Source organism: Phenylobacterium sp. (assembly GCF_037189685.1).
GTDB lineage: Bacteria > Pseudomonadota > Alphaproteobacteria > Caulobacterales > Caulobacteraceae > Phenylobacterium.
On sequence record NZ_JBBCIT010000021.1, the window covers coordinates 83370 to 106156 of the forward strand.

A 22787-nucleotide genomic window follows, 5' to 3' on the forward strand; every position below is an offset into this window, starting at 1 on the left:
GAACGGCCCGGCGATCAGGCCTCGCCGACGGTCTCGAACATGCAGGCCGCGATGGCTTCCTGAGGCGTCTTGGCGCCGCGCAGGAGGAAATCGAAGGCCGGGAAGAAGCGGTCCGCCGCCTCCACCGCCACGTCGATCATCGCCGCCGCCTGGGCCAGGCTGGGTTGCTCGCCGCTCATCAGCGCCATGCCGTGGCGGAAGACGACCTCGCCCTCGTCCCAGAGCTCGAAGTGCCCGAGCCACACGCGGGGGTTGATCGTCGCGATGAGTTCCTGGGCGGTCTGGCACTGTGCACGCGGCACCGCGAGGTCCATCGAGAGGCAGAGCTGGAGCGTATCGCCCTCGGGCCGCCACGCGAACCAGAGCTCGTAGTCCTTCCAGTCGCCCGCGAGGCTGAACGCGAGATCGCCGTCCTCCGTCCGGTCGAACGGAAGGTTCTCGGCGGTGAGCACGTTCTCGACCACGTCGAGCGGATCATTCGTCAGGACGACGCTTTCGTCGGTCTGCGAGGTGTCCATTCAAGACCCCTTTCGACTCGGACGGGGAGCAGAGCGCCGCCCCCGAATCGTCCGCAATATCGAACCTAAACCGTTTCTGAATGAGAGTGTCACTGCGTTCTTCCGTCGCGCGAACAGCTTTCGCGTGACGCGAATCGCACTCAAGGCGCCTTGGGCGCCTTGCGGGTGGGTTTGGCGGCCTTGAGGACGTCGATTTCGGCCCGCAGCGCGGCGACTTCGGCCCTGAGCGCATCGAAGTCCTCGCGCCGCACGAGGTCCATCTCGGCCACCAGACGATCGGTCTGGCTGCGGAAGGCGGCCTTGGCCTCCTCGCCCGCGGCCTGGGCCAGTCCCATGGCGGCGGTGGTCAGCTTGGAAATCTCGTCGAGGATCGGATTCTGGGTCTGCATCTCAGGTCTTCGTTCCGCGGGAAGGGCCCGCCAGCCTCGCATATATGGGCGCTCGGGGGATGAAAGCGAAGGCCTTCTCGTCTAAGTCGCTGGGTGAGAACGCTGGAGCCGCCGCCAAGTGCCTTTCCCCGAGATCGATCCGGTCCTCGTCCAGCTCGGCCCCTTCGCCATACGCTGGTACGCCCTGGCCTATGTGGCGGGCATCCTGCTGGGCTGGCGCTATGCGGTGGGCCTGCTTCGAAACCCCGCATTGTGGACGCACCGTCCCGCCCCGCTCACCTCCGAGCAGATGGACGACCTGGTGCTCTGGATCGCGCTCGGCGTCATCGGCGGCGGCCGGATGGGGCATGTGCTGTTCTACCAGCCCCTCTCCGACGTCGCGGCCGATCCCCTCAGCATCCTCCGCGTCTGGGAGGGGGGGATGAGCTTCCACGGCGGCGCCATCGGCGTGACGATCGCCATGGTGCTGTTCGCCTGGCGCAACCGGCTGGACCTGCTGCGGATCGCCGACGTGGTGGCGCCCGCGTATCCGATCGGCCACTTCCTCGGACGCTGCGCCAACTTCATCAACGGCGAGCTGTGGGGCCGGCCGGCGCCCGACCTGCCCTGGGCGGTGGTCTTCTGCAACGACCAGATCCAGAAGGACTTCGGCTACTGCCCGGCCGGCATGGTCGCGCGTCATCCGAGTCAGCTCTACGAGGCGCTGTTCGAGGGCCTGATCCTGTTCCTGATCCTGCGCTGGGCGACCCACGGCGCGAAGCTCGGGAACCGGCGCGGCGTGGTGGCGGGCATCTTCGTCCTGTTCTACGGGGTCTTCCGCATCGCCATCGAGACGGTGCGCGAGCCCGACGCCGGCCTCGAGAATCTGCCGCTGGGCCTGACGATGGGCATGATCCTGTCGATCCCGATGGTGCTGGGCGGCCTCTGGCTCATCTGGCGCGGAATGCGCGAGCCCCTGCCCCCGGCGCTGCCGGCCGCCGCCCTGCCCGCGGGCAGGGCCGATCAGCCGGCGTGAACCCGCGACGGGACCTTCCCTTGCGCGAGCGTCTGGCGGCCCAGATCGCCCAGGACGGGCCGCTCACGATCGCCCAGTACATGACCGCCTGCCTGCACGATCCCCGGGGCGGCTACTACGCGACGCGCCCGGCCCTGGGCGAGGCCGGCGACTTCGTGACCGCGCCCCTCGTCAGCCAGATGTTCGGGGAACTGATCGGCGTCTGGTCGGCGCTGGCCTGGAGCCTCCTGGGCGAACCGAGGGACATCGTCCTGGTCGAGATGGGCCCAGGCGACGGAACGCTCATGGACGACCTCCTGCGCGCCGCCCGCGCGGCGCCGGGGTTCCTGGACGCCGCCGAGGTCTGGCTGGTCGAAACCTCGGGGCCGCTGCGGGCCCGGCAGCGCGAGCGGCTGGGCGAACGGCCCGGCCCGCGGGTCCGCTGGGCGGGTTCGCTCGACGAGGTCCCGGGCGGGCGCCCCTTGATCCTGGTGGCCAACGAGCTTCTCGACTGCCTCCCGGCGCGGCAGTTCGTACGGGGGCCGCTGGGCTGGACGGAACAGGTCGTGGGGCTGGATCGCGACGGCGCCCTGACGTTCGCCCGCGTCCCGGCCCCTGGAGGCCTGCCCGACGCCCGCGAGGGGGCCGTGCTGGAAGTCTCGGCGGCGCAGGAGGCCCTGGGCTCGGCCCTGGGCGGGCGGCTCGCGCGCGACCGGGGGGCGGCGCTGCTCATCGACTACGGCCGGGATACGCCCGGCTTCGGCGACACGCTCCAGGCCCTGCGGCGGCACGAGCGGACCGACCCGCTGGCCTGCCCGGGCGAGGCCGACCTCACCGTCCATGCCGATTTCCCCGCCGTGATGGCGGCGGCCGGGCGCGCGGGCGCGGCCGCCGCCATCCAGAGCCAGGCGCGGTTCCTCGCCCGCATGGGCATCGGCGAGCGCGCGGAAGCCCTGCTGCGCGCCCGGCCCGACAAGGCCGCGGTGATCGGCCGCCAGCTCAACCGGCTGGTTGGCGCCGACCAGATGGGGGATCTCTTCAAGGTGTGCTGCCTGCATTCGCCGGGCTGGCGCCCGCCGGCCTTCGAGGAGGACTGAGGTCCGATGTCCGCCCTGCCCGTCCTCACCTCGCCGCGCCTGGTCCTGCCGGGCGTCCGCCACGCCTTCTTCACGCGCCAGGGCGGCGTCTCGCAGGGGATATACGCCAGCCTCAACGTGGGCGTGGGCTCCAGCGACGATCCCCACGCCGTCGCCGAGAACCGCCGCCGCGCGGCCGAGCACCTGGGCGGGACGCTGGTCACCGCCTATCAGGTCCATTCCGCCACGGCCTTCGCGGTGTCGGGGCCGTGGGCCGACCGGCCCGGCGAAGGCGACGCGGTGGCGACCGCGACGCCGGGGATCGTCTGCGGCGCGCTGGCCGCCGACTGCGCCCCCATCCTGCTGGCCGACCCGCAGGCGCGGGTCGTCGGCGCGGCCCACGCGGGCTGGAAGGGCGCCCTGACCGGGGTCGTCGAGGCGGCTCTGGATCGGATGGAGGCGCTGGGCGCCCGGCGCGATCGCATCGCCGCCGCTGTCGGCCCCTGCATCGGCCCGGCCTCCTACGAGGTCGGCCTGGAGTACGAGGCGCGCTTCCTCGAGGCGGACCCGGACCATGCGCGCTTCTTTTCGCCGGGCGTCGCGGCCGACAAGCGGCAGTTCGACCTGCCGGCGTTCGTGCTGGCGCGGCTGCGGGCCGCGGGCGTCGAGGACTGCGAATGGATTGGCCACGACACCTGCGCCGAGCCCGACCTGTTCTTCTCGAACCGGCGCGCCTTCAAGGCGGGAGAGCCCGACTACGGCCGGCTGCTGTCGGCCATCGTCCTCGCGGCGTGAGCCGCGCTCAGTAGACCGGGGCGCGGGCGGCCAGGAGCATGCCCGAGCGGGTCAGCTCGACGCTGCCGTCGCCGAACGCGCGCAGCAGGCTCTTGGCCGCCAGCCCGGCCACGGCGTCGGCGAGCTGCGCTTCGTCGAAGCGTCCGACCCGTTCCGCGCCCTCGAACAGCGTCGCCCGCGGCACCGGCTGGCCGGCCGACAATCCGTCCAGGCGCGCGCTGGACAGCAGCGCCCATTCCGCATCGCTCAGGATCGGCCGCCCCTCCGGCGTCACCGCCGGGCCGGCCAGAGCCGTCTCGCCCGCCGGCTCGCGCGCCGGCCGCAACCGGCCCAGCATCGCGGCCGCCAGCTCCCGTTCGCCCGAAATCGGCATGTCGCAGCCCAGCTTCGTCAGGTGCTCCATCTCGGCGTCCGAGTGCGCGCGGGCGATGATCTCGATATCAGGCTTCACCTTCCGGGCTTCCTGCACGATGCCCCCGGCCTCGAAGCCGTTGGGCACGGTCACGATCATCCGCCGGGCGCTGGCGATGCCGGCCGCGGCCAGGACCCGCGGGTCGGCGGCGTTGCCGGCCAGGACCTCGAAGCCCTTCTCCTTGGCGCGCTTGCGGGCCACCTCGTCCAGTTCCAGCACCAGGAAGGGCCGCCCCGCCGTCTCCAGCCCCTCGGCCAGGGCGGCGCCCACGCGGCCGAATCCCACGACGATGTCGTGCTCGGTCAGCGCGGTGGGCAGGAAGTCGTTGGCCGGCTGGGGCGCCCCCGCCTCCACGGCGACGATCTTCGAGCGCGAGCGCGTGATCACGGCGAAGATCAGCGGGTTCAGCAGGATCGAGATGATCGCCCCGCCCAGGATGAGGTCCCGGCCGCTTTCGGGCAGCAGGTTGAGGCCCACGCCCAGGCCGGCGAGGATGAACGAGAATTCCCCGATCTGGGCCAGGGACGCGGCGATGGTGAGCGCCGTCTGGCTATTGTGCCGGAACGCCCGCACGATCCAGTAGGCCGCCGCCGACTTGCCCACCACGATGATCAGGACGGTGGCCAGCAGCGGCCAGAACTGCTCCAGCAGCACCGACGGGTTGAACAGCATCCCCACCGAGACGAAGAACAGCACCGCGAAGGCGTCGCGCAGGGGCAGCGTCTCCTCGGCGGCCTGCTGGCTGAGTTCGGATTCGGCCAGGATCATGCCGGCGAAGAAGGCGCCCAGGGCGAACGAGACGTCGAACAGCGTCGCGGCCCCGAACGCCACGCCCAGCGCGATCGCGAAGACCGCGAGGCGGAACAGCTCCCGCGAGCCCGTGTGCGCGACCCAGTGCAGGATCCACGGGATCACCCGCCGCCCCACGATCAGCATGAAGGCCACGAAGGCCAGGACCTTGCCGATGGTGACCCCCAGCGGGATGACCCAGCCCTGGACGGGGTCCGGAGCCGACTCGGACGCCGTCAGCGCCCCGGCCAGGGCCGGCAGGAGCACCAGGGCCAGGACCATCGCCAGGTCCTCGACGATGAGCCACCCCACGGCGATCCGGCCCCGGTCGGTCTGGATGATCCGCCGCTCCTGCAGCGCGCGCAGCAGCACCACGGTGCTGGCCACCGACAGCGCCAGCCCGAACACCAGGCCCGCCACGAGGCTCCAGCCCATGAAATAGGCCAGCCCCATGCCCAGCAGCGTCGCCGCCGCCATCTGGCCCAGGGCGCCGGGGATCGCGATCGCCCGGACCGACAGCAGGTCCTTGAGCGAGAAGTGGAGGCCGACCCCGAACATCAGCAGGATCACGCCGATCTCGGCCAGTTCCGTCGCCAGGCTCTGGTCGGCGACGAAGCCCGGGGTGAACGGTCCCACCAGGACGCCCGCCAGAAGATACCCCACCAAGGGCGAAATCCGCAGCCGATGCGCCAGGGCGCCGAGCGCGAACGCGATCGACAGGCCGGCGACGATGGTGGCGATCAGCGGCGTATGGTGGGGCATTCGGCTCCGGGGGCGGGCGTCGGACGCGGCGTCGATCTCCCGCATAGCCGTTGCAGGGCCCCGACGCCAATAGAGCCGGTGTGATCCGGCCTTGCCCCCAGCCGCGCGCCTGCTAAAAGCGCGCCGTCACCGCACATTCGAGGCTCCGATGAAGCTGCTCGCCGGCAACTCCAATCGCACGCTGGCGCAGGCGGTGGCCAACCACCTGGACGTTCCCCTCTGCCGGGCCCAGGTGAAGCGGTTCGCCGACAACGAGGTCTGGGTCACCATCGACGAGAACGTCCGGGGCGAAGACGTCTTCATCCTCCAGTCGACCAGCTATCCGGCCAACGACCACCTCATGGAGCTGCTGGTGTGCGTCGACGCGCTGAAGCGCGCGTCGGCCCGGCGGATCACGGCGGTCACGCCCTACTTCGGCTATGCTCGCCAGGATCGGAAGACCGGCGGCCGCACGCCCATCTCGGCGAAACTCGTCGCCAACCTCATCACCCGGGCCGGCGCCGACCGTGTGCTGACGATGGATCTGCACTCGGGCCAGATCCAGGGCTTCTTCGACATCCCGACCGACAACCTGCTGTCGGCGCCGCTGCTGGCCGCCGACATCAAGGAGAACTACGAGCGCTGGCGCGACCTGCTGGTGGTCTCGCCCGACGTGGGCGGCGTGGTCCGCGCCCTGGCCGTCGCCAGTCGCCTGGACACCGAACTGGCCATCGTCGACAAGCGGCGCTCGGGGCCGGGCAAGTCCGAGGTCGCCAACATCATCGGCGACGTGTCGGGCCGCCGCTGCATCCTGTTCGACGACATGATCGACGGCGGGGGCACGCTCTGCAACGCGGCCCAGGCGCTGGTCGACGCCGGCGCCGCCGAGGTGTCGGCCTACGTCACCCACGGCGTCCTGTCGGGCGCAGCGGTCGAGCGCGTGGAGGCGTCGGTGCTGAAGGAGCTGGTCATGACCGATTCGATCGCCGCGCCCGAGCGCGCCGGCGACGGCGGCAAGATCCGCTATGTGAGCTGCGCCAGCCTGATCGGCGAGGCGATCCGCCGCATCGCCAACGAAGAGAGCGTGTCGAAACTGTTCGACTGACGTCAGAACCCGGCCACGCTTGCCGCGAAGCGCCCGAAGCAGCTAAGCCAGGACCGCCTTCGGGGGGCGGGATTTCATCAACTCACCACTCGCAAGAGGGGGAAACGCCTGATGCCGATTCGATTCCAGGCCAGACACGCTCTCCCGGTCGCCGTCGCCCTGGCCGTCCTGACCGCCTGCGCGGAGCAGCCCAAGACGATCGCGCCGCCACCGCCGCCGGCGCCTTCGGTGATGCTGTCGCCGCAACTCGTGGAGATGGCCAGCGCCTACCGGCGCTACCTGGGCGCCGCCACATCCATCGCCCCGGCCTTTACCGACGGCGCGGGGGTGGCCGGGGCCCTGCGTCAGGGCGCGACCTACGAACCGCAGCAGCTCACGAAGGGCGCGATCGCCTATGGGGCCATCGTGGCGCTTCAGGACCCCGCGTTCGTCGCCGGAGTCCGCGCCTATGCCCGTGATCCGGCCCAACGCCGGCAGATCGTCCACGAACTGCTGAAGGACCCGGCCTACGCGGTCGGGTTTGCGGGCTCCCAGACCGCGGCCAGCCACGTCATCGCCGCCCTGGGCGGCGACGCCCAGCGCCTCTACGACGCCGGCAAGCAAGTGAAGCAGGCGGCCTACGACATCCAGAAGCAGCCCTGGTCGCGGGGCGAGGTGGCGGGGCGGGACGCCCGCCTGGCCGGCGCCAAGAGCCTGTCGGCCGCAGCGATGTCGGGCGACGCCAATGAGACGGCCCGCCTGCAGCATGCCTCGACCGGCGGATCTCCCTTCGATGCCGCCGCCGCCCAGGCGGCCGCCCCGCCCTACACCCCCACGGTGATCCGCAGCCTGGCCCTGGCGGCCCTGGCGGTGCTGGGCGAAGCGGGGGACGCCAACCTGGAAACGGTGATGGGCCTGGTGGCCGAACCCAACATCGGCTCGTGCATGAACTTCTCGAAGCTCAACCTCTACCAGTGCCTCGCCGTCGCGCGCCCGCACTACGAGGACGTGTTCTGCCTGGGCCAGCATGCGATGATGGACACCGGTCGCTGCATGATCCGCGCCGCCGGACTGCCCGAGCCCCACGAGCCCCGTTTCGTGCCCGACGCCAGCTCGATCGCCCGCGGCATGCCGGCCAAGAAAGCGCCCGCCAAGGCGCCCGCCAAGAAACCTGCGAAGAAGAGCTGAACCGCGCCGGGCCGCTCCCGCGCCGCGCCGGGGGCGGCCTCGGCGCGGCCCCGTTGCGCGGCCCAAGTGTTTTGTGTATCTACGCGCACCCTTTCGACCCGCTCGGGTCCCGAATTTCCGTCGCCGCGCGCGCGCCGCGCGGCGGCTTCGTTTTGAGGCAAGGCCATGGCCGAGATCGTTTTGAACGTTGAAGTCCGCGAACAGACCGGCACGGGCAGCGCGCGCGCCACCCGCCGCGACGGCAAGGTCCCGGGTGTCCTGTACGGCGGCGACAAGGCGCCCGTCGCCATCGCGGTGAGGTCGAACGAGTTCCGCAAGGCGCTCTACACCGGCAAGCTGCTGGGCCACCTGGTCACCCTGAAGTACGGCGAGGAGACCCAGCCGGTCATCGCCAAGGCGGTGGACCTGCATCCGGTCACCGACGAGCCGCAGCACTTCGACCTCTACCGGGTGGACGAGCATCAGCAGATCAAGATCGACGTGCCGGTGCATTTCGCGAATCAGGAAGCCTCTCCGGGCCTGAAGCGCGGCGGCTCGCTGGCGGTGATCCTGCACAGCCTCAACGTCTCGTGCCATGCCGACCAGATCCCCGAAGAGATCGTGGTCGACCTCACCGGCCGCGAGATCGGCGATACGATCCGCGTCGCCGACCTGACGCTGCCGAAGGGCGTCACCGCCGCCATCGACGGCGAGCTGGTGGTCGTCTCCATCGCCGGCGCCAAGGTCGAGACGGCCGACGCAGAGGGCGAATCGGCCGAGGGCGGCGAGGCCTGATCCTCCAGCCCCTGATACTGTATCCCGGGGGGCGCCCGTGCTGCTCATCGCGGGCCTGGGCAACCCCGGGCCCAACTACGCCAAGAACCGCCACAACATCGGCTTCATGGCCGTGGACGAGATCGCGCGCCGCTGGGGCTTCTCCGCGGCGCGCTCGCGTTTCCAGAGCCATGCCAGCGAGGGCGCGATCGACACCCCTCAGGGCCCGATCCGCACACTGATCCTGAAGCCCCAGACCTTCTACAACGAAGCCGGGCGCGCCGTGGGCGAAGCGGTCAAGTTCTTCAAGCTCGATCCGCCGACGGACGTGGTCGTCTTCTATGACGAGATCGACCTGGCGCCGGGCCGGTTCCGGATGAAGGCCGGAGGCGGGGCCGCCGGCAACAACGGCGTCCGCTCCATCACCTCCCAGATCGGACCCCACTTCCGCCGCGCCCGCCTGGGCACGGGCCATCCGGGCGACAAGGCCCTGGTCCACGGCCACGTCCTCTCCGACTTCCACAAGGCCGACATGCGCTGGGTGGAGCCCTTGCTCCAGGCCTGCGCCGACGCCGCGCCCCTGCTGGCCCTGGGCGAGGACGAGAAGTACCAGGCCGAGGTGATGCGCCTGGCGCCGGCCGAGAAGCTGGACCCGCGCAAGCTGGCGCGCGGGGAGTAGGCCGCCTAATAGCCGGCGCATGGCCCGCTACGACTTCGCCTCCGACAACACCGCGCCCGCCGCGCCCGAGGCCGTCTCGGCCCTGCTCGACGCGAACCGCGGCTTCACGCCCGGCTACGGCGCCGACGCCGTCAGCGCCCGGGCCGCCGACCTCGTCCGCGCGTGGCTGGACGCCGACGCCGAGGTCCGCTTCGTCGCGTCCGGAACGGCGGCCAACGCCCTTTCCCTCGCCGTCCTCTGCCGTCCGTTCGAGGCCGTTCTGGCGCACGAGCACGCGCACGTCCTCACCGACGAGACGGGCGCGCCGGGCTTCTTCGGCCACGGCCTGGGCCTGATCGGTCTCGCCGGGCCTTCGGGCCGGATCGACCCGGCGGGCCTCGACGCGCCGTTGTCCGCGCCCGACGTCTCCTTCCGCCAGTCTGTCGCGGCGCTCTCGCTCACCAACGCCACCGAATACGGCACGGTCTATTCGAACCGGCAGATCGAGGCGCTCGCGGCGCCGGTGAAGGCGCGCGGCTACGGGGTGCATCTCGACGGAGCCAGGCTGGCGAACGCGGTCGCGGCGGGCTTCGATGTGCGCGGCCTTCCCAAGGCCGGGGTCGACATCCTGGTCGTCGGGGGGACGAAGGCGGGCATGCCCCCCACCGAGGCGGTGGTGATCTTCGACCGCGACCTGGCCCGACGCTTCGACGCGCGCCTCAAACAGGCCGGGCAACTGCCGTCGAAGGGCCGCTTCTACGCGGCGCCCTTCATCGGCATGCTGGAAGACGGCGCGCTCCTGCGACACGCCGCCCACGCCAACAGCATGGCGCGGCGGCTGGCGGCGGCCTGCCCCTTTCCCGTCCGCCACCCCGTGGAGGCCAACGGCGTGTTCGTCGAGATGGACGACGCCCGTCTCTCAGCGCTGCACGCCGCCGGCTGGCGCGCCTATCGGTTCCTCGACGGGGCCGTGCGGTTCATGTGTTCCTGGGCCACAGTCGAGGCGACCGTCGACGAGCTCTCGGAGGCGCTTCGCCGCATAGCCTAGTCTCCGCGACGGCCAAGCTGCGGTCGTTGAGGTTATCTTTACCTCATCTGGGCCGATGTGTGGCCGAAACACCGCACATCGTGGAAAAACTGTAATACTACCCGACCGTTCGGGGGGAGTGTGGCGGCTTTTCGTTGCCCGGATGTCGCGTGCGTGACAGCTTCCGCCTCACCTTGACAGGTGTGACCCTCTGGTACGTCGGACGATGAAATGCCGGCGCGCGGGAGGATTTTCGCGCCTGTTTCGGGCGCGTCGGCTTCGGCCGTCGCCCCATCAAACGTTCCCAGGCCGGGGGGCCGCAGACATGAAAGTTGAAATGAGGACCATGCTTCGAACCGCGCTTCTCGCGTCGGCGGCGTGCGCCACGATCGTTGGCGCGCCGACCATCGCCCAGGCCCAGAGCGGCGACGCCGCCGTGGACGTCGGCGAGATCGTCGTCACCGGCTCGCGGATCCGCCGTGCGGACCTGACCTCGGTCCAGCCGCTGCAAGTCATCACCACCGAGCGCATGGAAGACCGCGGCTTCACCAACGTGGCCGACGCGCTCAACGACCTGCCGTCGGTCGGCGTGCCCGTCAGCCCCGTGGGCGACCAGGGCTCGTTCGGCGTCGGCCGCAACTTCCTCAACATCTTCAACCTGGGCACCCAGCGCACCCTGACGCTGGTGAACGGCCGCCGCTTCGTGGGCGGCAACCCGGCCTCGATCTTCACCGGCGCCGCGCCGGGCGGTCAGGTCGACCTGAACGTCATCCCCACCGGCCTGATCGACCGGATCGAGACCATCCAGGCGGGCGGCTCGGCGGTCTACGGCTCGGACGCCATCGCCGGCGTCGTCAACATCATCACCAAGACCGAGTACGAGGGCGTCGAGATCGACGGCCGCTACAGCTGGGCCGACGCCGGCTATGACGACTGGCGCGCCCGCATCACCGCCGGCAAGTCGTTCCTCGACGGCAGGCTCAACCTGTCGGGCAGCTACGAGTACAACCAGACGGGACAGCTCGCCTTCACCGACCGGGCCCGTACGGCTGAGCAGCTCACCTTCGCCGCCAACCCGGCGAACACCAGCACCAGCGACGGCATCCCGGGCGCGATCATCATCTTCGATCGCCGCATCCCGGAACTGACCACGGGCGGCCTGCCCTATCGCTCCAACAGCATCTCGGCCGCACAGGTCATCACGATCGCCAACCCCAACGGCGCGGGCCGCGTGCTCGCCCAGTTCGGCCCCGGCGGCGTGCTGCAGCCCTACAACCCCGGCCAGTTCTTCCAGGCCTCGGTGGCCTCGGGCGGTGACGGCCTCAACCTGGCCGAGCTGAGCTCGCTGATCTCGCCGGTGAAGCGTCACGTCGCCACGGCGTTCGTGAAGTACGACCTGCTCGACAACCTCCGCGTCAGCGGCGAGTTCTACTACTCCGAGTTCAAGGCGGTCGAACCGTTCAACCAGCCGATCTACAACTCCGGCCTGTTCGGCGGCAACTCGGCCTCGCTGGCGTTCTCGACGGCGAACCCGTTCCTGCCGGCCGCGACCCGCGCCGCCCTGCTCGACCCGGCCAACAACCTGGTCGCCGACGCCGCCAACCCCGGCGAAGGCATCTTCTGGCTGCAACGCGCGTCGGTCGACATCGGCAACAACAAGACCCGGGCCGAAGGTGACACCTTCCGCGGGGTCCTGTCGGTCGACGGCGACTTCCAGCTCGCGGACCGGAACTTCAACTGGAACCTGGCCTACGCCCAGGGCATCTCGAAGGGCTCGTTCGAGTCGCCGAACATCATCCAGACCCGCTTCCTCGAAGCGGTCGACGTGATTCGCGACGCCAGCGGCGCCATCGTCTGCCGCAGCGCCACGGCGCGGGCCGCCGGCTGCGCCCCGCTGAACATGTTCGGCGACGGCGCCCCCAGCCAGGCGGCGCTGAACTACATCGGCGTCCAGTTCGAGTCCGAGTACAAGAGCATCCAGACCCTGTACGAAGGCAACTTCGGCGGCGAGCTGTTCCAGCTTCCGGCCGGGATGTGGAGCTTCAACGTCGGCTTCGAAGCCCGCTACGAGAAGTCGGACTTCAACCCCAACGACCCGATGGAGCGCGGCGTCGGCCGTTCGGCGGCCATCACGCCGCTGACGGGCAAGTTCAACACCAAGGAGTTCTACGGGGAATCGCTGCTGCCGGTCTTCGGCGGTGACTTCACCTTCCCGCTCATGCACCGCCTGGAATTCGAGGGCGCCTACCGGAAGGTCGATCACTCGACCGCCGGCAAGGACGACGCCTGGAGCTACGGCGGCCGCTGGTATCCGGTGAAGGATCTGATGCTCCGGGCCCAGAAGGCCCGCTCGTTCCGCGCCCCGGCGATCACCGAGCTGTTCCTGCCCACGGCGACCAGCTTCGTCACGGCGAACGACCCCTGCGACTTCCGCAACATCAACAGCGGACCCAGCCCCGCGATCCGTCGCGCGAACTGTGAAGCCGCCTTCCAGGCCCTCGGCCTGCCGGCGAACTTCTCGCTGACCTCGCAGGTCCAGGCCGCCACGGTCCAGGGCAGCACCGCGGGCAACCCGAACCTGGGCAACGAGCTGGCCGACCAGTGGACGATCGGCTTCGTCTACCAGCCGAGCTTCATCCCGGGCCTGGCGATCAGCTTCGACTGGGTCGACATCGATCTGCGCGGCGCGATCAACAACTTCAACCTCGCGGCCATTCTGCAGGTTTGCTACGACTCGCCCGACTCCCCGCCTGACGCTTGCGGCCGCTTCGAACGGGGCACCTCGGCGCTCGCGGCGAACCGTCAGGGTCAGGTCCTGACCAATGGCGAAGCGGTCGGCAACGGCCAGACGGCCTCTGGCCCGCGCCAGGGCTACATCAACGCCGGCTACACCAACTTCGAAGGGTTCACCGCCGGCATCAACTACCAGTCCGACCTGGCGGACGTCCTCGACGGCGTCTTCTCGACCTGGCTGAATGGCGATCCGGGCCGCATCTCCTTCGACTTCGACGTGTTCCACGTCGAGAAGCAGCAGACCTCGATCACCGGCCTCGGCTTCGACCTGAACCGTGACCAGGGCGAGATCGGCAACGCCAAGTGGCGCTGGAAGCTGGAAACGGCCTATTCCCGCGGTCCGCTCGCGCTCGTGTGGACCACCAACTGGATCGACGAGTCGCGCTTCAACAACGACTTCACGCTCGAAACCCGTACGCCGCTGAAGGTGGACGACTACTTCCTGCATGACCTGTCGGTGACCGTGAAGCTCGACGAGCTGACCGAGAACTACGGCATGGGCGTGCTGGACCAGGCCCGTCTGCGCTTCGTGGTCCGCAACGTGTTCGACACGAAGCCGCCGCTGGCCGCGACCAACTCGGCCAACGCCTACGGCACCTACGACTTCATCGGCCGCTACATGCAGGTCGGTCTGACGGCCCGCTTCTAAGCGACGCCTGAAGTCGGAAACGACGAAGCCGCCGGGGCGACCCGGCGGCTTCTTTCGTTCCTACTCCCGTCATCCCGGCCGCAGCGGAGCGGAGAGCCGGGACCCAGGAGCCGCGCGCTGAAGCTGGGTCCCGGATCGGCCCTGCGGGCCGTCCGGGATGACATCTCTTGGGATGGGCGCGGGGGAGGTAGGGCTACTGCAGCCCGCTGCGGCCGATGGCGTAGAAGCGGTCGGCGCGGCGCGCGCGGAGTTCGTCGGGGGACAGGCCGTCCAGACCGGCCAGCTCCTCCTCGACGGCGTCGCCCACGGCGGCGATCGCCGTTTCGGAGTCGGCATGTGCGCCGCCCGGCGGCTCGGGAATGATCCGATCCACCACCTTCATCTTCAGGAGATCCTGGGCCGTGATCTTCATGGCGTTGGCGGCCTCGGCCGCCGTCCTCGCCCCACGCCATAGGATGGAGTTCGCCCCCTCGGGCGGGATCACCGAATAGATGGCGTGCTCCATGATCAGCACGCGGCTGCCGCAGGCGGTGGCGATGGCGCCGCCCGACCCGCCCTCGCCCGTGATGACCGCCACCATCGGCACGCCCAGCATCAGCGCCTTCTCGGTCGAGCGCGCGATGGCCTCGGCCACGCCCCGCTCTTCGGATGCGATCCCCGGATAGGCCGCGGGCGTGTCCACGAAGCTCAGCACCGGCAGCGAGAAGCGCTCGGCCAGCTCCATCAGCCGCACGGTCTTGCGATAAGCCTCGGGCCGGGCATAGCCGAAGTTGTGCTTCACGCGGCTGGCGGTGTCCCGGCCCTTCTCGTTGCCCATCACGACGACGGCGCGGCCCCGGAACCGGCCGACGCCGCCCAGGATCGCCGGATCGTCGGCGAACTTGCGGTCGCCGCGCAGCTCCTGGAACTCATCGATCAGGGCGGCGGCGTAGTCGATGAAGTGCGGCCGGTCGGGATGCCGGGCCACCTGCGTCTTCTGCCAGGCGTCGAGGTTCGCATAGGCCTCGCGGCGAAGATCCTGGACCCGTGTCCGCAACGCTTCGATCTCCTCGTCGAACGAACCGGCGTTCGCCTTGGCGGAAAGCCGCGACAGCTCTTCGATCTTGGCTTCGAGGTCGGCGATGGGGCGCTCGAACTCGAGGTAGTGGGCGGCCATTCAGGAATCCGTCGTGTGGGGCGGGCCCCGGGAAGCCGCGGAAATTAGGCGTGATCGGCCCCCGTCACAAGCGCGGAAGCCCACGGCCGGGATCGCGCGACGGAACGCCCGGCGGGGCTTGGCCGTTTGGCCGCCACGAGAACGACAGGGAGTTTCCCCATGAAGACGTCCACCCGGATCGGTCTGGCCTCGGCGCTGGCGATCGCGACGGCCCTGCCGGCCGCCGCCCAGCCCTACCGCCCCACCGACGACTATCAGCGCCAGCAACGCGAGTACGAGGCCCAGCGCGAACGCTACGAGGCCCAGCGGGCGCAATACGAGGATACGCGGGCCGACTACCGCGAGGCCCGTCGCGACCACCGCGCCGCGCGGCGCGACTACGACCGCCGCCTGGCCGAGTGGGAGCGCGCGCGCCAGATCTACGATCGCCGCCACGGCTCGGGCGCCTATGCGCGCATCTACGCCCGCCCGGTCTGGGACGAGGCCTACTGGACGGGCAACCAGCCCCCGCCCTACGCCGGCTACTATGGCCAGCACGCCTCGACCAACATCCGCTGCGACAGCAACACCAACACCGTGGCCGGCGGCCTCATCGGCGCCCTGGCCGGCGCGGTCCTGGGCTCGCAGGTCGCCTCCAGCGGCGTACGGACCGAAGGCGCGGTCCTGGGCGGGGTGGTCGGCGCGGGCCTGGGCGCCGCCATCGGCAGCTCCAGCGACCGCAAGTATCGCTGCGACAGCCGGGGCCCGTACTTCACCTACGACGAGACCATGCCCTATCGCGAAGGCCGCCGCCGGTTCTCGTCGGCCTACGACAACAGCTACTACACCCGCGAAGGCTGCCGCCTGGCCCCCGCGCCGGTCGACGCCTATGGCCGCGACATGCGCTACGTCCGCGTCTGCCCCGATGGCGACCGGCGCTACCGCATCACCGGCTGAGGCCCCCTCCACCGCTCAGCTCCTCCCCCGCGTCAGCGGGGGAGGTGGCGGCGAAGCCGACGGTGGGGGCGCGAAGGCGTCACTTCTTGGCCAGTGGGTGCTTCGTCGCCACCACCTCGCGCAGCCGGTCCGAGGCCACATGGGTGTAGACCTGGGTCGTGGCGATGTCGGCGTGGCCCAGCAGGGTCTGCACCACCCGCAGGTCAGCGCCGCCCTCCAGCAGGTGGGTGGCGAAGGCGTGCCGCAGCACGTGCGGGCTGACCCGCTCGGGATCGACGCCACAGGCCGCCGCGGCTTCGTCCAGCAACTGGCCGAAACGCCGGGGCGTGAGGCGCCGGGCCTTGCCCCGTGAGGGGAACAGCCAGGGATTGTCCGCATCTCCCTTGGGCAGGAAGGCCTTACGGACCTCCAGATAGGCCTTCACCGCGGCGCGGGCCGCGTCGTTCAGCGGCGCCAACCGCTCCTTCCCGCCCTTGCCCTTCACGATGAGATAGGCCGGGTCACGGGCCAGCGCGGCCAGCGGCAGCGACGTCAGCTCCGAGATCCGCAGGCCCGAGGCGTAGGCCAGCTCGACCATGCAGACCAGCCGCAACCCCTCGGCGCGTCCGTGGGGACCGTCCCGCGCGCCCGCTGCTGCGATGAGCCGGTCCATCTCCTCGCGGCTCAGCACCTTCGGCAGCGGCCGGCCCTGCCGGGGCGCCTCGACGCGACGGCACGGGTCGTCGTCGCGCCAGCCTTCGGACAGCACGAACCGATAGAACTGACGCAGCGCCGCGCGCCGGCGCGCGGCCGTGGCCGGCGACAACCCGCGGGCGCCGAGGTCGGTGAAATAGGCCTCCACGTCTTCGGCGGCGGCGTCACCCAGCGCCCGACCGCGTCGGGCGAGGAAACCGGAGGCGTCCTCCAGGTCCCGGGCGTAGGCGTTCAGGGTGTTGCGTGCGGCCGCCCGCTCGACGGCCATCATCTCCAGGAAGGCGTCAGGCCAACCGCCCGTGCTCACTTCAGCCCCGCCAGGCCTTCCAGCGCGAACGACCGCGCCTCGCCCATGAGTCCGGCCCGGGCCAGCGCGCGGACGATGCGCGCACGGTCGGCCAGCGCCGGGCCCGTCGCCCCCGCCTCGGCGCTGGTCCACAGCGCGAGCAGCGCCACCTCGCCCACCCTTCGGTCCTCGGCCGCCGCCTCCAGGGCCAGGTTGCGGCCCGCGGGCGCCTTGCCCTCGGCCACCGCGAACGCCGCGATGCGGCCCCGATCGGCCGCCGGCAGCTCGCCCGACAGCGCCGCCGCCAGGAGCGCCGCCGACTGCATCCTCGTCCGGGTCTTGGGATCGGCGTCGAGCGCCGCGGCGATCAGGGCCGAGACGGCGCCCGGCGGCGGCGGTCCGGCGGCGATGGCCCCTCCCAACCCGCCGATCTCGGCGTCGATCGCCGAGGTGTCGAAGACGGGCGGCGCGGGCGCCTCGCCCGACAGCGCCGCCGCCACCGCCGGTGCGGGCTTGGCGGCCGAGAGATCCAGGCCCAGCGACCGCGACAGGGCGAGGTCCAGGCCGTTGCGCAGCGACGCGGCCCCCGCCGCCGAGCCGTGGAGCCTGGCGGCCATCAGCCGGCCATAGATCGCGTCGCGCGACTGCGCCTGGGCGAGATCGAAGGTGAGCTGCGCCTGGGCCGTCTGCTCCGCTTCGGCCTGGCAGAAGGCGCGCAGCCGCAGCCAGTAGATGTCGCCGCGCCCGCTGGCGAGGCCATCGGCGATGGCGCACGCCCGGCGGGACTGGTCAGCCAGCAGCGCCGCCTCGGCGGCGGCGCGCGCCACGTCCGGGTTGCGGTCCTGGCCCGGCGCCCGATCGAGGACGCGGGCGGCGGCCGTGAAGTCGCCCAGCGCCAGCAGCGCCCCAGCCCGCGCGCCGGCCAGCGCCTCGTCACCCGGCGCCCCTTCGGGACCCGGCGCGCCCGTCGCCAGGACACGAAGCGCCAGCGCCGCCGACGCCGGGGAGAGCGGCTTGCCCGCCAGCATCGGCAGGACCGTCCTCGCCGTGCCCATCGGGGTTCCCCGCCAGAGATCCCGCGGCAGGCCGGTATCGCGGCCGGGTGTGGAGAACGCATCGGGGGCGGCGAGTTCGCTCACCTGCACCTCGATCTGGGCCAGGACCTGGGCGCGGGCGGGAACGCTCGCGGTCGAGGCGGCGAGGACGAGAGCGGCGGCGAGGGGCATCAGACGCGACATGGGTTCGAGCCTAACCCGAGTGCGCCGGTTGGCGCGAGGGCGCAGCCTCGTGTAAAGCCTGCCACGCTCATGGATCCGCACGAACCGCTTCGCCGCCGCACCATCGCGCTCGTGGGTCTCATGGGCGTCGGCAAGTCCAGCGTGGGCCGGCGCCTGGCCACCACGCTCGGCCTGCCGTTCCGCGACGCGGATTCCGAGGTCGAGGCAGCCGCCGGCCGCTCGATCTCCGAGATCTTCTCGGCCCTGGGCGAACCTGCCTTCCGCGACGGCGAGCGCCGCGTGATCGCGCGTCTGCTGGAGGGGCCGCCCCATGTCCTGGCCACCGGCGGCGGCGCCTTCATGAACGACGACACCCGCGCCCTGATCAAGACGCGCGCCATCTCGGTCTGGTTGAAGGCCGACCTGGACGTCCTGGCCCGGCGGATCGGTCGCAAGGACACCCGCCCGCTCATCGCCGACAAGGACCCACTGGACGTTCTCAAGGCCCAGGCCGAGGTCCGCTATCCGATCTACGCCGAGGCCGACGTCGTGGTGGAGACCGGGGACACCGCCCACCACATCACCGTCGCCCAGGTGATCGAGGCCCTGAACGCCCACTTCCGCGAGACCGCGGAATGAGCCGCAGCGTCCCCGTCGGCCTGGGCGAGCGCGCCTATGACGTCCTCGTCGGCGACGGCCTGCTGGATCAGGCGGGCCGCCTGATGGCCCCGCTGCTGAAGCGCGGCCGGACCGCCGTGGTCAGCGACGAGACGGTCTGGGCGCTGCACGGCGCCCGCCTCACCGCGGCTCTCGCGGCTGCGGGTGTCGAGGCGCTGCCCGTGATCGTGCCGCCGGGCGAGCAGACCAAGTCGTTCGAGGGCCTAGCCGACCTCAGCGACCGTCTGCTGGCGCTGGCGCTGGACCGCGGCGACCTGATCACCGCCTTCGGTGGCGGCGTCGTGGGCGACCTCGCCGGGTTCGCCGCCTCGATCTACAAGCGCGGGATCGACTTCGTGCAGATCCCCACAACCCTGCTGGCCCAGGTGGATTCCTCGGTGGGCGGCAAGACGGCCATCGACACCCCGCGCGGCAAGAACCTGATCGGCGCCTTCCACCAGCCGCGCCTGGTCCTGGCGGACCTTTCGGTGCTGGCCACCCTGCCCGTCCGCGAGATGCGCGCCGGCTACGCCGAGATCATCAAGTACGGCCTCCTGGGCGACCGCGGCTTCTTCGAGTGGCTGGAACAGGGTCGCAATCGCGAGGCCCTGTTCGCGCTGGCTCCCGACGCCCTCGGCCACGCCGTGGCGCGGTCGGTCGAGATGAAGGCCGAGATCGTCGCCGAGGACGAGAAGGAGCAGGGTCGTCGCGCGCTCCTCAACCTGGGGCACACCTTCGGCCACGCCCTGGAGGCCGAGACCGGTTACGGAGACGCCCTGCTGCACGGGGAGGCCGTGGGCGCCGGCATGGCCCTGGCTTTCCGCTTCTCCGCAGACCAGGGCCTCTGCCCGGGCCAGGACGCGGCGCGCGCCGTCGCCGGCATCGCCGCTTCGGGGTTGCCGACCACGCTGGCCGAGGTCGCGGGCCATCCGTTCGAGGCCGCCCGCCTCGTGGCGCACATGGGGCAGGACAAGAAGGCCGAGGGCGGTCGCCTCAACTTCATCCTCGCCCACGCCCTGGGCGACGCCTTCGTGGCGCGCGACGTGGACGCGGGCGCGGTGCTCTCGTTCCTCCGGGCCGAAGGGGCGCGGTAACGCCCACGGGAATCGGCCACGAACCCACACGAAAGAACCACGGAAGGCATGGAAGCCGCGGCCTTCCGAATCCTTCCGTGGCTTGCATGACAGAGCCTCCGCTCGCGCGGAAGCTCGGCGCTCAGGCCAGGCCGCTCGTGCCTTTCGTATGGGTTCGTGGCCCAGTCATAGGGCGCTCACGACGCTGGCCGGCGCGGCTCAGCCTTCGCGGTAATAGGGCTCGACCGGGCCCTGGAGCTTGAGCGTCAGGGCATTGCCCCGGCGATCCTTGGCCGCGCCGACCGACAGGCGCACCCAGCCCTCGCTGACGCAGTATTCCTCGACGTTCGTCCTGTCCTGTCCCTTGAAGCGCACGCCCACGTTCCGCGCCAGGACGTCGGCGTCGTAGTAGGGGCTGTTGGGATCCACGCTCAGCCGGTCGGGCGGCGTGTCGGACGTCGTCTCGCTCATGCTGCGGGAGGTGACACAGACCCTGGTCATGTTCAAGCGGCTCGGTCGCACCGGCACGACCCTTGCGCGAAAGCCCGGTTGTCAAGCGCGGCCCGACCCTGTTCAACGGCCGGCATGAAACGTCTTGCCGCCGCGCTTGCGGCCCTCGTGGTCGCCGCCCCCGTCCATGCTCAAACCCAGGTTCAGACTCCGGCCGGGAACCCGGGCGAGCAACTTTCGCCCCGGCGGATCTTCGAAAGCCCCGACATCTCGGGCCCCCGCGCCCGCGGGGTGAAGCTGTCGCCCGACGGCCTCTCGGTCACCTATATCAAGACGCGGGACGACGACCTGACGGTCAGCGACCTCTGGATCGCCGACGTCGCCGGCGGCGAGCCGCGCCTGTTGCTGGACGGCAAGCAGCTCGCCCCGCCCGAGCGCGAGCTCTCCGAGGCCGAGAAGGCGCGCCGCGAGCGGGCCGGCGTCGCGACCCGCGGCGTGGTGGACTATGCCTGGGACCGGCGGGGCCGGCTGATCCTGGCGCCCGTCGAGGGCGATGTCTGGGTCTACGACGTGGCGGCGCGCCAGGCCCGCCAGCTCACCCGCACGCCCGGCGACGAGATCGACGCCAAGATCTCGCCCCGCGGGACCTACGTCTCCTACGTCCGCGACGACAACCTCCATGTCACGCCCACGGCCGGCGGCGGCGAGCGCGCCCTGACCACGGGGGGAACCGAGCTGCGCTCCTGGGGCACGGCCGAGTTCATCGCCCAGGAGGAGATGGACCGCCACACCGGCTACTGGTGGAGCCCCGACGAGCGCGCCGTCGCCGTCGCCTTCGTGGACCAGACCGGCGTCGACGTGGTCGAGCGGCCCGAAGTGAACGCCACGGGCGCACGCGTGGTCCCGCAGAGGTATCCACGCGCCGGACGGCCGAACGCCGCGGTCGACCTTTACGTCCAGCCGCTGGACAGCCCACGGGTGAAGGTCGACCTGGGCGCCGACACCGATATCTACCTCGGCCGCGTCGCCTGGGCGAAGGACGGGGGCGCCCTCTACGTCCAGCGCCAGAGCCGGGACCAGCGGCGGCTGGACCTGCTGGCCGTCGATCCGGCCACCGGGCGCAGCCGGGTGATCCTCACCGAGACCAGCCCGCACTGGGTGGGACTCACCGACGACTTCCGGCCCCTGGCCGACGGCTCGTTCCTGTGGTCGTCCGAGCGTTCGGGCCACCGCCACATCTACCTGCACGGGCGCGACGGGCGGCTGATCCGCCAGGTCACCCGGGGCGACTGGCCGGTCCACGAGATCGAGGGCGTGGACGAGGCCACGAAGAGCGTCGTCTTCTCCGCTTTCCGGGAGACGCCGGGCGAGCGGCGCGTCTGGCGCGCCTCGTACGCCCGCGCGGGCGAGCCCACGCCGCTGACGCCGGCCGGCGGCTGGTGGACCGTCACCGTCGCCGACCGGGGCGGCGCCTTCGCCGGGACCTACGAGGACCCCAGGACCCCGCCGCAGACCGCGCTCTACCGCGCCGACGGGACCCGCGTGCGCTGGATCGAGGAGAACGCCCTGAAGCCGGGCCATCCCTACTGGCCCTACACCGGGCGCCTGCGCACGCCCGAGTTCGGGGTGGTCAAGGCGGCCGACGGCAGCGACCTGTGGTGGTCGATGCGCACGCCCCCCGGGTTCGACCCCGCGCGGAAATATCCGGTGATCGTCCAGGTCTACGGCGGCCCCTCGGGCCCGCGCGTGGCGTCCAACTGGCACACGCCCGAGGACCAGATCCTGCTCGACGCCGGCTACATCCTCTTCCGGCTCGACAACCGCGGCGTCGGCCACCGCTCGGTGGCGTTTAAGACCGCCATCGACCGCCGGCTGGGCCAGTTCGAGGTGGACGACCAGCTCGCGGGCGCGGCCTACCTCAAGACCCTGCCCTATGTGGACGCGGAGCGGATCGGCGTCACCGGCTGGTCGTACGGCGGCTACATGACGCTCCTGCTGCTCACCGCGCCGGACAGCCCCTTCAAGGCCGGCGTCTCGGGCGCGCCGGTCACCGACTGGACGCTCTACGACACCCACTACACCGAACGCTTCATGGGCAAGCCGTCCGAGAACCCGCAGGGCTACGCCGCCTCCGAGGTCGTCGCGCGGCTGGACCGCCTGAAGCCCGGCGCGCTGCTGCTGATCCACGGCATGGCCGACGACAACGTCACCTTCGACCATTCCACGCGGGTGATGTTCGCCCTCCAGGCCGACGGCAAGCCGTTCGAGACGATGGTCTATCCGGGCCTGCGCCACCGCGGCGGCTGGACGCCGGCCAACCGCATGCACCGCGCGATGGCCGCCCTGGACTTCTTCGACCGCAAGCTGAAGGGCGACTGAGGATCGGTCCGCCACCCGACGTGCGGATGAAGCGTCCTTGGAACCGCGAACGAACGCGAAAGAACGCGAGGAGG

General features: G+C 71.1%; 20 protein-coding genes. 13 read left to right on the plus strand and 7 right to left on the minus strand.

Translation table 11 applies throughout. The features are described from left to right. Nucleotides 1–14 precede the first annotated feature (14 nt). Nucleotides 15–518, minus strand: a complete 504-nt coding sequence (locus tag WG212_RS13730; protein WP_337187668.1) for a YbjN domain-containing protein — start codon at nt 516–518, stop codon at nt 15–17. Nucleotides 519–658: 140 nt separating this feature from the next. After that, nucleotides 659–907, minus strand: coding sequence for an accessory factor UbiK family protein (locus WG212_RS13735; RefSeq protein WP_337187669.1), 249 nt, complete (start codon nt 905–907; stop codon nt 659–661). A 118-nt stretch (nt 908–1025) separates the two neighbouring features. Between WG212_RS13735 and lgt the strand changes: the two genes are divergently transcribed. Genes lgt through pgeF form a run of 3 tightly spaced genes read left to right on the plus strand, consistent with a single transcriptional unit; the run spans nt 1026 to nt 3772 of the window. After that, entirely contained in the window at nt 1026–1922 is an 897-nt protein-coding gene (gene lgt / locus WG212_RS13740; protein WP_337187670.1) for a prolipoprotein diacylglyceryl transferase, read from the plus strand. A 20-nt stretch (nt 1923–1942) separates the two neighbouring features. Further along, entirely contained in the window at nt 1943–2998 is a 1056-nt protein-coding gene (locus tag WG212_RS13745) for an SAM-dependent methyltransferase (RefSeq protein WP_337187671.1), read from the plus strand. A gap of 6 nt (nt 2999–3004) precedes the next feature. After that, nucleotides 3005–3772 (plus strand): peptidoglycan editing factor PgeF, encoded by a 768-nt coding sequence (gene pgeF, locus WG212_RS13750; protein ID WP_337187672.1) that lies wholly within the window; start codon nt 3005–3007, stop codon nt 3770–3772. A 7-nt stretch (nt 3773–3779) separates the two neighbouring features. Here the strand turns inward: pgeF and ybaL are convergent, their stop codons facing one another. Further along, the gene (ybaL, locus tag WG212_RS13755) at nt 3780–5735 is read right to left on the minus strand and encodes a YbaL family putative K(+) efflux transporter (protein WP_337187673.1); all 1956 of its coding nucleotides are present in this window, start codon (nt 5733–5735) and stop codon (nt 3780–3782) included. A 148-nt stretch (nt 5736–5883) separates the two neighbouring features. Here ybaL and WG212_RS13760 point away from each other — a divergent pair, with 148 nt between their 5' ends. The 6 genes from WG212_RS13760 to WG212_RS13785 all read left to right on the plus strand — a co-directional run bounded on the left by WG212_RS13760 (nt 5884) and on the right by WG212_RS13785 (nt 13866). Beyond that, nucleotides 5884–6819 (plus strand): ribose-phosphate pyrophosphokinase, encoded by a 936-nt coding sequence (locus WG212_RS13760; protein WP_337187674.1) that lies wholly within the window; start codon nt 5884–5886, stop codon nt 6817–6819. Nucleotides 6820–6930: 111 nt separating this feature from the next. After that, entirely contained in the window at nt 6931–7986 is a 1056-nt protein-coding gene (locus WG212_RS13765) for a hypothetical protein (protein ID WP_337187675.1), read from the plus strand. Between the two features lie 165 nt (nt 7987–8151). Beyond that, complete coding sequence (locus WG212_RS13770; RefSeq protein ID WP_337187676.1) at nt 8152–8760, plus strand: 50S ribosomal protein L25/general stress protein Ctc; 609 nt, start codon at nt 8152–8154, stop codon at nt 8758–8760. A gap of 37 nt (nt 8761–8797) precedes the next feature. Next, a complete protein-coding gene (gene pth / locus WG212_RS13775) occupies nt 8798–9418 on the plus strand; it encodes an aminoacyl-tRNA hydrolase (RefSeq protein ID WP_337187677.1) in 621 nt (206 codons plus the stop codon). Between the two features lie 19 nt (nt 9419–9437). Beyond that, on the plus strand, nt 9438–10445 hold the full coding sequence (locus WG212_RS13780) for a beta-eliminating lyase-related protein (RefSeq protein ID WP_337187678.1): 1008 nt from the start codon (nt 9438–9440) through the stop codon (nt 10443–10445). 325 nt (nt 10446–10770) lie between these two features. Continuing rightward, complete coding sequence (locus WG212_RS13785) at nt 10771–13866, plus strand: TonB-dependent receptor (protein ID WP_337187679.1); 3096 nt, start codon at nt 10771–10773, stop codon at nt 13864–13866. Between the two features lie 193 nt (nt 13867–14059). On the opposite strand, the gene WG212_RS13790 is transcribed toward WG212_RS13785, so the two are convergent. Then, nucleotides 14060–15022, minus strand: a complete 963-nt coding sequence (locus WG212_RS13790) for an acetyl-CoA carboxylase carboxyltransferase subunit alpha (RefSeq protein ID WP_337187680.1) — start codon at nt 15020–15022, stop codon at nt 14060–14062. A 159-nt stretch (nt 15023–15181) separates the two neighbouring features. On the opposite strand from WG212_RS13790, the gene WG212_RS13795 reads away from it, so the two are divergent. Then, nucleotides 15182–15958 (plus strand): glycine zipper 2TM domain-containing protein, encoded by a 777-nt coding sequence (locus WG212_RS13795; protein WP_337187681.1) that lies wholly within the window; start codon nt 15182–15184, stop codon nt 15956–15958. Nucleotides 15959–16037: 79 nt separating this feature from the next. On the opposite strand, the gene WG212_RS13800 is transcribed toward WG212_RS13795, so the two are convergent. Both WG212_RS13800 and WG212_RS13805 read right to left on the minus strand, forming a co-directional pair. Then, nucleotides 16038–16958: a tyrosine recombinase gene (locus WG212_RS13800; RefSeq protein ID WP_337187682.1), complete on the minus strand. Its 921-nt coding sequence runs from the start codon at nt 16956–16958 to the stop codon at nt 16038–16040. After that, nucleotides 16955–18175, minus strand: a complete 1221-nt coding sequence (locus WG212_RS13805) for a hypothetical protein (protein ID WP_337187683.1) — start codon at nt 18173–18175, stop codon at nt 16955–16957. The genes WG212_RS13800 and WG212_RS13805 overlap by 4 nt, the downstream gene beginning before the upstream one ends. Before the next feature lie 69 nt (nt 18176–18244). On the opposite strand from WG212_RS13805, the gene WG212_RS13810 reads away from it, so the two are divergent. Further along, nucleotides 18245–18793 carry a shikimate kinase gene (locus WG212_RS13810; protein ID WP_337187684.1) on the plus strand — a complete coding sequence of 183 codons (549 nt, stop codon included), beginning with the start codon at nt 18245–18247 and terminating at the stop codon, nt 18791–18793. Then, nucleotides 18790–19905: a 3-dehydroquinate synthase gene (gene aroB, locus WG212_RS13815; RefSeq protein ID WP_337187685.1), complete on the plus strand. Its 1116-nt coding sequence runs from the start codon at nt 18790–18792 to the stop codon at nt 19903–19905. The genes WG212_RS13810 and aroB overlap by 4 nt, the downstream gene beginning before the upstream one ends. Before the next feature lie 198 nt (nt 19906–20103). Here the strand turns inward: aroB and WG212_RS13820 are convergent, their stop codons facing one another. Beyond that, on the minus strand, nt 20104–20385 hold the full coding sequence (locus WG212_RS13820) for a DUF3297 family protein (protein WP_337187686.1): 282 nt from the start codon (nt 20383–20385) through the stop codon (nt 20104–20106). A gap of 84 nt (nt 20386–20469) precedes the next feature. On the opposite strand from WG212_RS13820, the gene WG212_RS13825 reads away from it, so the two are divergent. Continuing rightward, complete coding sequence (locus WG212_RS13825) at nt 20470–22713, plus strand: S9 family peptidase (protein WP_337187687.1); 2244 nt, start codon at nt 20470–20472, stop codon at nt 22711–22713. Nucleotides 22714–22787: the final 74 nt, after the last annotated feature.